This is a genomic window from Kitasatospora sp. NPDC101235, from assembly GCF_044767505.1.
GTDB lineage: Bacteria > Actinomycetota > Actinomycetes > Streptomycetales > Streptomycetaceae > Kitasatospora.
Genome location: NZ_JBIWNZ010000004.1, coordinates 209,742 through 220,769 on the forward strand (window position 1 = coordinate 209,742; position 11,028 = coordinate 220,769).

General features: G+C 72.4%; 9 protein-coding genes and 1 pseudogene. 3 read left to right on the forward strand and 7 right to left on the reverse strand.

The window, feature by feature from the left end:
* Window positions 1-67: 67 nt before the first annotated feature.
* The 4 genes from ACIRRH_RS09700 to ACIRRH_RS09715 form a co-directional block, all read right to left on the reverse strand.
* Window positions 68-373 (reverse strand): hypothetical protein, encoded by a 306-nt coding sequence (locus tag ACIRRH_RS09700; RefSeq protein WP_403064224.1) that lies wholly within the window; start codon window positions 371-373, stop codon window positions 68-70.
* A 337-nt stretch (window positions 374-710) separates the two neighbouring features.
* On the reverse strand, window positions 711-1,448 hold the full coding sequence (locus tag ACIRRH_RS09705; protein ID WP_403064227.1) for a succinate dehydrogenase/fumarate reductase iron-sulfur subunit: 738 nt from the start codon (window positions 1,446-1,448) through the stop codon (window positions 711-713).
* On the reverse strand, window positions 1,445-3,388 hold the full coding sequence (locus tag ACIRRH_RS09710; protein WP_403064229.1) for a fumarate reductase/succinate dehydrogenase flavoprotein subunit: 1,944 nt from the start codon (window positions 3,386-3,388) through the stop codon (window positions 1,445-1,447). The genes ACIRRH_RS09705 and ACIRRH_RS09710 overlap by 4 nt, the downstream gene beginning before the upstream one ends.
* Entirely contained in the window at window positions 3,385-4,089 is a 705-nt protein-coding gene (locus ACIRRH_RS09715) for a succinate dehydrogenase cytochrome b subunit (RefSeq protein WP_403064232.1), read from the reverse strand. Before ACIRRH_RS09715 ends, ACIRRH_RS09710 begins: the two co-directional genes overlap by 4 nt.
* Window positions 4,090-4,185: 96 nt before the next feature.
* On the opposite strand from ACIRRH_RS09715, the gene ACIRRH_RS09720 reads away from it, so the two are divergent.
* Entirely contained in the window at window positions 4,186-5,109 is a 924-nt protein-coding gene (locus tag ACIRRH_RS09720) for a LysR family transcriptional regulator (RefSeq protein ID WP_403064235.1), read from the forward strand.
* 76 nt (window positions 5,110-5,185) lie between these two features.
* Here ACIRRH_RS09720 and ACIRRH_RS09725 read toward each other — a convergent pair whose 3' ends face one another.
* On the reverse strand, window positions 5,186-5,653 hold the full coding sequence (locus ACIRRH_RS09725) for a hypothetical protein (protein WP_403064238.1): 468 nt from the start codon (window positions 5,651-5,653) through the stop codon (window positions 5,186-5,188).
* Window positions 5,654-5,664: 11 nt separating this feature from the next.
* Between ACIRRH_RS09725 and ACIRRH_RS09730 the strand changes: the two are divergent.
* Window positions 5,665-6,150: pseudogene (locus tag ACIRRH_RS09730) on the forward strand (helix-turn-helix domain-containing protein); the annotation flags it as partial.
* Window positions 6,151-6,275: 125 nt separating this feature from the next.
* Here ACIRRH_RS09730 and ACIRRH_RS09735 read toward each other — a convergent pair.
* Both ACIRRH_RS09735 and gcl read right to left on the reverse strand, forming a co-directional pair.
* Complete coding sequence (locus tag ACIRRH_RS09735; RefSeq protein ID WP_403064240.1) at window positions 6,276-6,764, reverse strand: glutathione peroxidase; 489 nt, start codon at window positions 6,762-6,764, stop codon at window positions 6,276-6,278.
* Window positions 6,765-6,924: 160 nt separating this feature from the next.
* Window positions 6,925-8,706: a glyoxylate carboligase gene (gcl, locus tag ACIRRH_RS09740; RefSeq protein WP_403064243.1), complete on the reverse strand. Its 1,782-nt coding sequence runs from the start codon at window positions 8,704-8,706 to the stop codon at window positions 6,925-6,927.
* Between the two features lie 736 nt (window positions 8,707-9,442).
* Between gcl and ACIRRH_RS09745 the strand changes: the two genes are divergently transcribed.
* Entirely contained in the window at window positions 9,443-10,924 is a 1,482-nt protein-coding gene (locus ACIRRH_RS09745) for a SulP family inorganic anion transporter (protein WP_403064726.1), read from the forward strand.
* Window positions 10,925-11,028: the final 104 nt, after the last annotated feature.

Below are 11,028 nucleotides of genomic sequence, written 5' to 3' on the forward strand. Positions count from 1 at the left end.
CATTGTGGCGCCGGATAACTGACGTACCGTCGGTTCGTATGCCCCGGCCGCCGCCGACCGCGGGCCGTCAGCCCAGCTTGCTGCGCACCACACCGGGGCCGGACCTGGCCCGGCGGGACAGCGGCGGCCGGGACGGGCGGACGTCGAAGCGCGCCGGCTGCTCGGCCGCCTCGGCGGCCCGCCCGGCCAGCGCGGCCCGGGCGGCGGCCAGCGCGACCCGGGCGAGCAGCGGGTCCTCCCGGACGCCGGTTGCGCGCTTTGCGCTCTGGCAGGCGCTGCACCAGACCGGCGAGGCCGGCCCGTCCGGGTACACCATCTCCTCGGGCGGCAGGTAGTGCCCACCGCACTCGACGCACTCGAAGACGAACCTCATCCGATGATCACCGTCCCGGATCCGTGGCACCGACCGCAGGGCGACCAGAAGGTGTGGACGCTGGGCACCATGCTTCCTTCCTCGTCCAGTTCGACCGTTGCCTCGGTCTTCTGGGTCCCCCCGGACCCGCCGCAACCGGAACAGGACTGAACCTCGGGCATATGCCGTCCTTCCGTGGCGGAGCACCACCGTAGCGCGATTCTCCGTCAGGAAGCACCGCTCCCGGCGATCCACCACCCGTACGGGTAGCGCGAATCGCCGCCGCACGCCCCCGCGGAAAGGCGTCGGCCCCCCGCCTGAGCACCAGAGCGAGGGGCCGACCGTACGAAAGGGAGTGTCAGCCGCGGGCGGCCCGCAGGAACTCCCGGTTCATCGCCGCGATGCTGGGCAGCGGGATGCCCTTGGGGCAGGCCGTGGCGCACTCACCGGTGTTGGTGCAGCCGCCGAAGCCCTCGGCGTCCATGGCCGAGACCATGTTCCGCACCCGGGCGGCGCGTTCGGGCGCGCCCTGCGGGAGCACGTTGAGGTGCACCACCTTGGCGGAGGTGAAGAGCATCGCCGAGCCGTTCGGGCAGGCGGCCACGCAGGCGCCGCAGCCGATGCACTCGGCGTGCTCGAACGCGGTGTCGGCGGCCTCCTTGGGGACGGGCGTCGCGTGTGCATCCGGGGCGCTGCCGGTGGGGGCGGTGATGTAGCCGCCGGAGCCGATGATCCGGTCGAAGGCCGTGCGGTCCACCACCAGGTCCTTGACCACCGGGAAGGCCGCCGCCCGCCAGGGCTCGACGTCGATGGTGTCGCCGTCCTGGAAGTGCCGCATGTGCAGCTGGCAGGTGGTGGTCCGCTCGGGGCCGTGCGCCTGGCCGTTGATGACCATGCCGCAGGCGCCGCAGATGCCCTCGCGGCAGTCGTGGTCGAAGGCGACCGGTTGGTCGCCGCGGGTGATCAGCTCCTCGTTGAGGGTGTCCAGCATCTCCAGGAAGGACATGTCCGGGCTGATCCCGCTGACCCGGTAGGTGGTCATCGAGCCGGGTGCGTCCGGGCCCGCCTGGCGCCAGATGCGCAGGGTGAGGTTCATGCGTAGCTCCGCTGGGTGGGGTGGACGTACTCGAAGTCGAGTTCCTCGCGGTGGAGGACGGGTGCCGCGCCGGTGCCGGTGAACTCCCAGGCGGCGGCGTAGGAGAACTCCTCGTCGCGGCGGGCGGCCTCGCCGTCGGGGGTCTGGCTCTCGGTGCGGAAGTGGCCGCCGCAGGACTCGGCGCGGTGCAGCGCGTCCAGGCACATCAGCTCGGCCAGCTCGAAGTAGTCGACCAGCCGGTTGGCCTTCTCCAGCGACTGGTTGAGCTCCTGTCCGGTGCCGGGCACCTTGATCCGGCGCCAGAACTCCTCGCGCAGCTGCGGGATCCGCTCCAGCGCGCGCTTCAGCCCGGCCTCGTCGCGGGCCATCCCGCACTCGTCCCAGAGGAGTTCGCCGAGCTCGCGGTGGAAGGAGTCCGGGGTGCGGTCGCCGTCCACCGCGAGGATCAGGTTGAGCCGGTCCTCGACCTCGGCCTCCGCCTCGGCGAGCACCGGGTGGTCGGCGGGCACCGCGGGCAGCGGGTGGCGGGCCAGGTAGTCGTTGAGGGTGGGCGGCAGCACGAAGTAGCCGTCGGCCAGGCCCTGCATCAGGGCGCTGGCGCCGAGCCGGTTGGCGCCGTGGTCGGAGAAGTTGGCCTCGCCGATCGCGAACAGGCCCGGGACGGTGGTCTGGAGGTCGTAGTCGACCCAGAGCCCGCCCATCGTGTAGTGGATCGCCGGGTAGATCCGCATCGGCACCCGGTACGGGTCCTCGGCGGTGATCCGCTCGTACATCTCGAAGAGGTTGCCGTACTTGGCCTCGACGGCGTCCCGGCCCAGCCGGCGGATCGCGTCGGCGAAGTCCAGGTAGACGCCCTGGCCGCCGGGGCCGACGCCGCGGCCCTCGTCGCAGACGTTCTTGGCGGCCCGGGAGGCGATGTCGCGCGGCACCAGGTTGCCGAAGGAGGGGTAGATCCGCTCCAGGTAGTAGTCCCGCTCCTCCTCCGGGATCTGCCCCGGCGGCCGGTTGTCGCCCTTGGCCTTGGGCACCCAGATCCGGCCGTCGTTGCGCAGCGACTCGCTCATCAGGGTGAGCTTGGACTGGTGGTCGCCGGAGCGCGGGATGCAGGTCGGGTGGATCTGGGTGAAGCACGGGTTGGCGAAGTAGGCGCCGCGCCGGTGGGCCCGCCAGATCGCGGTGGCGTTGGAGTTCTTGGCGTTGGTGGAGAGGTAGAAGACGTTGCCGTAGCCGCCGGTGGCGAGGACGACGGCGTCCGCGGTGTAGCTGGTGATCTCGCCGGTCACCAGGTCGCGGGCGACGATGCCGCGGGCCCGGCCGTCGACCACCAGCAGGTCGAGCATCTCGGTGCGCGGGTGGATCTCCACGTTCCCCGCGGCGATCTGCCGGGAGAGCGCCTGGTAGGCGCCGAGCAGCAGCTGCTGGCCGGTCTGGCCGCGGGCGTAGAAGGTCCGGGAGACCTGCACGCCGCCGAAGGACCGGGTGTCCAGCAGGCCGCCGTACTCGCGGGCGAAGGGCACGCCCTGGGCCACGCACTGGTCGATGATCTCCACCGACACCTGGGCCAGCCGGTGCACGTTGGACTCGCGGGCGCGGAAGTCGCCGCCCTTGACGGTGTCGTAGAACAGCCGGCGGACCGAGTCGCCGTCGTTGCGGTAGTTCTTGGCCGCGTTGATGCCGCCCTGGGCGGCGATCGAGTGGGCGCGCCGGGGGGAGTCCTGGAAGCAGAACTGGACGACGTGGTAACCCTGTTCGGCGAGGGTGGCGCCGGCCGCGCCGCCGGCCAGGCCGGTGCCGACCACGATCACGGTGTGCTTGCGCCGGTTCGCCGGGTTGACCAGCTTGGCGTCGAACCGCCGCTGGTCCCAGCGCTGTTCGATCGGTCCGGCGGGTGCTTTGGTGTCGGCGATCGACTCGCCGACGGTGTACTCCAGGTAGCTCACTTCACAACTCCGAACATCACGGCCACGGGGACGGACAGGAAGCCGGCGGTCAGCAGCAGCGCCAGACCGTTGGCGGCCAGCTTCAGCACCTTGTCGCGGCGGGCGTTGTTGGCGCCGAGGGTCTGCGCGGCGCTCCAGAAGCCGTGCCGGATGTGGAAGCCGACGGCCAGCATCGCGACGATGTAGATCACGTCGCTGTACCAGCGGCCGAAGGTGCCCACCACGTTCTGGTACACGTGTCCGTGCTCGGCGACCGGGTTCACCGTCAGCGTGGTCAGGTCGAGGATGTGCCAGACGATGAACAGCGCCAGGATCACCCCGCCCCAGCGCATGGTGCGGGTCGCGTAGCCGGCGCGCCGGCGCCGGTGCACGTACTTGCTCGGGCGGGCGGCGAGGTCGCGGCGGCTGAGCTGGTACGCGGAGACGCCGTGCAGCACCACGGCGGCCAGCAGGCCCGCCCGGGCGATCCACAGGAACCACTCGTGGCCCAGGAAGGGCTGCCCGATGGTGCGCAGCCAGGCCGCGTAGCCGTTGATGTCGTCCGGGCCGAAGAACACCTTGAGGTTCCCCAGCATGTGCGCGACCAGGTACAGCAGCATGACCAGTCCGGTGACGGCCATGACCGCCTTCTTGCCGACGGTCGACCGCCACAGGGTCGCCAGGGTGGACGGATGCCGGGCCGTCCGAGTCGCGGTTGTCATGGCTGCAACGGTAGGGACGGCGGGTTCGGTGCGTCCAAGACATGATGCGGCTCGTGACGATAGGTGTCGACTATCGATGCGGCCTATCCTGGCCCTGTGCAGCTCCAGCAACTCCGCTACTTCCTGGCCGTGGCCGAGACCCGGCACTTCACCCGCGCCGCCGAGGCGGCGCACGTCGCGCAACCGTCTCTCTCGCAGCAGATCCGGTCGCTGGAACGGGAGTTGGGCGCCGAACTGTTCCACCGCACCCGGGGCAACATCGCGCTGACCGATGCCGGGGACGCCCTGCTGCCGCTGGCCCGGCGCATCCTCGCGGACACCGAGAGCGCCCGGCTGGCCGTGCAGGAGACGGTGCAGCTGCGCCGCGGCCGGGTCCGGCTGGGGGCGCCGCCGAGTCTGTGCACCAGCCTGGTGCCGGACGTGCTGCGGGTCTTCCGGGACCGCTATCCGGGGGTGACGCTGATGGTCCGCGAGGGCGGCTCGCGTGACCTGGTCGGCTGGCTGGCGGCGGGGGAGCTGGATCTCGCGCTGGTCATCACCCCGGCGCGCGGTGAGCAGGCGCCCGCACTGGCGGTCACCGCACTCCTGCACGAGGAACTGGTGCTGGTCGCGGCCGAGCGGCAGGCCCGGCGCAAGGTCCGGGTGACGGAGCTGAAGGGCCGGCCGCTGGTGATGTTCCGGGAGGGCTACGACCTGCGCGAGGCGACCCTGGCGGCCTGCCGGGCGGCCGGGTTCGAGCCGGAGTTCGCGGTGGAGGGCGGTGAGATGGACGCGGTGCTCGGCTTCGTCCGGGCCGGGCTCGGACCGGCTGTGGTCCCCGGCATGGTGGCGGCCCGCTCGGGCCTGACCGTCACCCCGTTCGCCGGGCCGGGCCTGGGCCGCACCATCGCGGTCGCGCACGGCCACGAGGTGCCGCTCACCCGCGCCGCCGAGGCGCTGCACACCACCCTGCTGGCCCACCTGCGCGACGCCGCCCGCAGCGGCGAACTCCCACCGGGCACCACGCTGCTGCTGCCGTGAGCCCGATCCCGATCCCCATCCCGAGCCTGCGCAGGCTCGGGATGGGGATCGGGATCGGCCAGGCCGTTTCGTTTCGCTACCTCGCCAGACCCCGCGCTGTGGCAAGCAGCGCCTCGTCCAGGGTGGTCGGGGTGACGCCGAGCGTGTGCTGCGTGTCGGTCGAGTCGAGGACGTGTGGGTTCTCGGTGGCGTAAAGCATCTCGATGAGTTCGCCGAAGACGGGGTTCCGCTCCGCGAGCGTGAGGAGAGCATCGCGGTCGAGACGCTCCAGGCGCGGATCGGGGGAGGCTGTCAGCTTCGCGAAGCGTTCCGCCAGTTCACGCGCGGGGATGTTCGCCGCCGGCACGTGCCAGGCCCGTCCCCAGGAGCGGGCGTCATGGGCGGCAGCCACCAGTGTCGAGGCCACGTCCCCGACGTACGACCAGGACTGCGGTACATCGAGACGTCCGGGATAGGACGCCACCTCGCCCGCCAGAACCTGTGGGGCGATCGACAGCGTGAAGGGACTCATCACCCCCTCGCCCAGGAACCCTGCTGCGCGCACCTCGGTGCCACCTCTGCCTGCATCTGATCCGCTCGGACTACGGCTCCGCAGTGGCCAACGCCGCAGCCCGGCTGACGCTGCTCGCCCCGACTCGCATCGGAGACCAGAGCCAGACGGTGACCTCGCCGGTTCCCTCGACCCGCACGTTCTCCTTGGCCGAAACGAGGGCCTGGGCGATGGACCGCCTCGACGAGCCCCTCACTCTTGCCGACCTGGCCGGACACGCCCACACCAGCGTGCGGACCCTGACTCGCCGTTTCCAGGCCGAAACCGGCCTCACCGCGCTGCAGTGGCTGTTGCAACAGCGCGTCGACCGGGCCTGCGAGCTTCTGGAAACCACGACTCTTCCCGTCGACCAGGTCGCCGAACGCAGCGGCCTGGGCAGCCCGGACTCGCTGCGCCGGCACCTGCTGCGCCGGGTCCGGCTCACCCCCACCGCGTACCGCGCCCAGTGGCGGGGCACGACGGCAGCCCGGCGCGCGTCATCCAGGGGCTGAGCTTCTCGCGAACCGCGAAGCCCCCTGCTGTGCAATCGAAGCGGCCCCGTTGGGACCACGGATGAGGCTACGAACGCAGAAGGCCCGCACCGGTCTCCCGGTGCGGGCCTTCGTCGTGCGTGTGGTCAAGCCGGCAGCACAGCCTCGATCGCGGCGATCAGCTCGTCCGACTCCGGCTCGACGCGCGGGCGCAGGCGCGCGACGACGGTGCCGTCCGGCGAGATCAGGAACTTCTCGAAGTTCCAGCTGACGTCCCCGGCCTGGCCCTCGGCGTCGGCCACCTGGGTCAGCTGCTGGTACAGCGGGTGCCGGCCGTCGCCGTTGACGTCGATCTTCTCGAACAGCGGGAAGGTCACCCCGTAGGTGGTGGAGCAGAAGCTCTGGATCTCCTCGGCGCTGCCCGGCTCCTGTCCGGCGAACTGGTTGCACGGGAAGCCCAGCACGGTGAACCCGCGCCCGGCGTAGCGCTTCTGGAGGTTCTCCAGGCCGGTGTACTGCGGGGTCAGGCCGCACTTGGACGCGACGTTGACGATCAGCAGCGCCTTGCCCTTGTAGTCGGCAAGGGACGCGGCCTCGCCGGCCAGGGTGTGCAGCGGGATGTCGTACAGGCTCACGGTGGTGGTCCTTTCGGCAGGGGTCGCCAGGAGTGCGGAAATCGGGTGTCGTCCGGGGCCACCGTAGCGGCCCCGGACGGCTCAACCGTGTCGGCACCCCCGGTGTTCCGCCTGCGAGGGGGCGTACGGGGCGGCTCGTACGCCCCACTCCCCGACGGGGTCAGAGGGCCAGCGGCCTGATGGCCGTCGGCGCGTGCTCGGGGAGGGTGGCGAGCTCCTCGAACTCGTTGACCTTGTCGATGTCGTCGCCGCTCATCGAGATGTTGGTGACCCGCTCCAGGATGGCCTCGACCACGACCGGGACGCGGAACTCGGCGGCCAGCTTCTTGGCCTCCTCGAAGGCGGGCAGCAGGCCCTCGGGTTCGGTGACCCGGATCGCCTTGCAGCCCAGGCCCTCGACGACCTTGACGTGGTCCACGCCGTAGACGCCCAGCTCCGGCGCGTTGACGTTCTCGAACTCCAGCTTGACCTGGAAGTCGATGTCGAAGTTTCGCTGCGCCTGGCGGATCAGCCCCAGGTAGGAGTTGTTCACCAGCACGTGGACGTACGGGATGCGGTGCTGGGCGCCGACCGCCAGCTCCTCGATCATGAACTGGAAGTCGTAGTCGCCGGAGAGCGCGACGACCTGGCCCCCGGGATCGGCGGTGGCGACGCCCAGCGCGGCCGGGATGGTCCAGCCGAGCGGGCCGGCCTGGCCGCAGTTGATCCAGTGCCGCGGCCTGTAGACGTGCAGCAGCTGCGCCCCGGCGATCTGGGACAGGCCGATGGTGGTGACGTAGCGGGTCTCCGGGCCGAAGGCCCTGTTCATCTCCTCGTACACGCGCTGCGGCTTGAGCGGCACGTTGTCGAAGTGGGTGCGGCGCTGCAGCTGCGCCTTGCGCTCCTGGGTGGAGGCGGCCCAGGCGCTGCGGTCCTTGAGCGTGCCGGCGGTCCGCAGCTCGCGCGCCACCTCGACGAACAGCTCCAGTGCGGCCCTGGCGTCGGAGGCGATGCCGAGGTCCGGGGCGAAGATCCTGCCGAGCTGGGTGGGCTCGATGTCGACGTGGACGAACGTGCGGCCCGCGGTGTAGACGTCCAGGCCGCCGGTGTGGCGGTTGGCCCAGCGGTTGCCGATGCCGAGGACGAAGTCGGAGGCGAGGAAGTTCTCGTTGCCGTAGCGGTGCGAGGTCTGGAGGCCGACCATGCCGGCGTTCAGCTCGTGGTCGTCCGGGACGATGCCCCAGCCCATCAGGGTCGGGACCACCGGGACGCCGGTGAGCTCGGCGAACTCCAGCAGCAGCTCGCAGGCGTCGGCGTTGATGACGCCGCCGCCCGCGACGATCAGCGGGCGCTCGGACTCCTGGAGCAGTGCGACGGCCTTCTCGATCTGGGTGCGGTTGGCGGCCGGCTTGTAGACCGGAAGCGGCTGGTAGGCCTCCGGGTCGAAGTCGATCTCGGTCAGCTGGACGTCGATCGGCAGGTCGATCAGGACCGGGCCGGGGCGGCCGGAGCGCATCAGGTGGAAGGCCTGCTGGAACACCCCGGGGACCTGGGCGGCCTCCAGCACGGTGGTGGCGGCCTTGGTGACGGGCGCCGCGATCGAGGCGATGTCGACGGCCTGGAAGTCCTCCTTGTGCAGCCGGGCGACGGGCGCCTGGCCGGTGATGCAGAGGATCGGGACGGAGTCGGCGATCGCCGAGTACAGGCCGGTGATCATGTCGGTGCCGGCCGGGCCGGAGGTGCCGATGCAGACCCCGATGTTGCCGGCCTCGGCGCGGGTGTAGCCCTCGGCCATGTGGGAGGCGCCCTCGACGTGCCGGGCCAGCGTGTGCCGGATTCCGCCGGAGGCCTTGAGCGCGGCGTAGAACGGGTTGATGGCTGCGCCCGGCACGCCGAACGCGACCTCGACTCCTTCGAGTTCGAGGATCTCCACGGCCGCGCGGGCGGCTGTCATACGAGGCATCGGATCTCTCCTGCGTCGGCCCGCAGTGGCTCGGAGGGCTCATCTTCCGAATTCCACCATACGGAAGAGCGGTTTCTGCATGTGAAAACAAGGTAGGGCGGGGCCGTGAGGGCGTCAAGAGAACTTCAACAGAATGTGGAAGCCCGGGTCGGGGTGGCCGGGCAGGGGATTCGCACGTCAGGACGGCCATCGCGCTGGTGTACCCGTGGAAGCGGACGCTCCGCGCCGGAAAGCGCAGCCGGTGTGCAGTGCCCGTGAAGGGGCGGTGCCGCCTGTGGGCCCGCCCCGCCGCCCTGGGTACCGTCGGTGGCACGCCGGGCCCGTGACGTCCAACTGAGGCCGCGGCAAGGGGGGTTCGGGAGCGCCGGGGAGCGGGGGAACTCCGTCGGCGGCCCCGTCCAGGACCAGCGTGCCCGGTCCGCCGCACCCGAGCGAGGGACGCGCCCCCTGGCCGCACCGACCCGACACCCGCCGCCGCGCTCTGGTCCGCCCGGACCCGCGGCCGTACCGCTGTCGCCGCCCCTCCGCGGCCCCTTCCCCCTCTTCCTGCTCCCCGCCCTGCAACGGCGCGCCCGCTGCGGCGGGTGCGCGGAAGGAACGTCCCCATGCGCTGCTGCACCCCTGCCCGGTCCCTGGCGGTGACCGGGTGAACCCGCCGCCCCACCGGAGCGACAGCCCGCCGGGCCGCCTCCGCAAGCACGGCCCGCCGGGCCGGCCCCGCACCCCGGCCGCCGCCCTGCGCGCCGTCCCCTGGCGCCATGACCTGCCCGCCTCGCTGGTGGTGTTCCTGGTCGCCCTCCCGCTCTGCGTCGGCGTGGCCGTCGCCTCCGGCGTCCCGGCCGAGCTCGGGCTGGTCACCGGGATCGTCGGCGGCCTGGTGGCCGGCCTGCTGCCCGGCAGCAGTCTCCAGGTCAGCGGGCCCGCCGCCGGGCTGACCGTCCTGGTCGCCGACGCCGTCCAGCGCTTCGGTGTCGGCGCGCTCGGCCTGCTGGTGCTCGGCACCGGCCTGCTCCAGCTGGCGATGGGCGCCCTGCGGCTCGGTCGCTGGTTCCGGGCGATGTCCGCCTCGGTGGTGCACGGCATGCTGGCCGGCATCGGACTGACCCTGGTGTTCGGCCAGCTCTACGCGCTCGCCGACCGCCGCGCCCCCGCCACCGGGCCGGAGAAGATCGCCGGACTGCCCGAACTGCTGGGCGACGTGCTGACCGCCGAGGCCGGCCCGAGCGCGGTCGCCCTCGGCGTCGGCACCCTGCTGGTCCTGGTCGGCTGGAAGTACCTGCCGGAGCGTGCCGCCCGCGCCGTCCCCGCTCCGCTGGCCGCCGTCGGCCTGGCCGCCGCCGTCACCGCGGCCGCCGACCTGCCGGTGGCCCGGATCCGGGTGGCCGGGCTGCTCGACGTGGTCCACCTGCCCGACCACGACTCGCTGACCGCCCTGGCCGGCACCGCCGGGCTCGGCACGGTCGTCGCCTTCACCCTGATCGCCTCCGCCGAGACGCTGTTCAGCGCCGCCGCCGTCGACCGGATGCACCACGGCCCGCGCACCGACTACGACCGCGAGCTCACCGCCCAGGGCGTCGGCAACGCCGTCTGCGGACTGCTCGGCGCGCTGCCGATGACCGCGGTGATCGTGCGCAGCGCGACCAACGTCCAGGCCGGCGCGCGCACCAAGGCCTCGCGGGTGCTGCACGGCGGCTGGCTGCTGCTGTTCACCGCGCTGCTGCCCGGCGTGCTCGGGCTCGTCCCGCTCACCGCACTGGCCGCCGTGCTGGTGCACGCCGGCGCCAAACTGGTGCCGGTGCGCCGGATCGTCGCGCTCTGCCGCGGACACCTGGGCGAGGCGCTGGTGCTGGCGGTGACGGCGGTCGCGATCATCGCCACCGACCTGTTCGACGGGGTGCTGATCGGCGTCGGTCTGGCGGTGGCCAAGTCGGCCTGGCAGACCTCGCAGCTCCAGATCGCGGTGGAGGAGCAGGTGCAACCGGCCGGGCAGCCGCTGCACCGGGTGCGGCTGACCGGCAACGCCACCTTCCTGCGGCTGCCCCGGCTGCTGGACGCCCTGGAGCGGCTGCCGGGGGACCGGCCGGTGGAACTGGACTGGTCCGGGCTGCGCCACCTGGACCACGCCTGCACGGTGGCCCTGGTCTCCTGGGCCGACCAGCACCGGGCCCGCTCCACCGCGCCGCTGGCGGTCGAACCGCCGCTGCCGAGCGTGGCCTGACGTCTAGCCTGGTCGTGGGGGGGGGGCGCCCCCCCCCCCCCCCCCCCCCGGCGCCCCCCGCCCCCCCCCCCCGGGGGGCCGCGCAGTGGGTGGGGCCCCCGGGG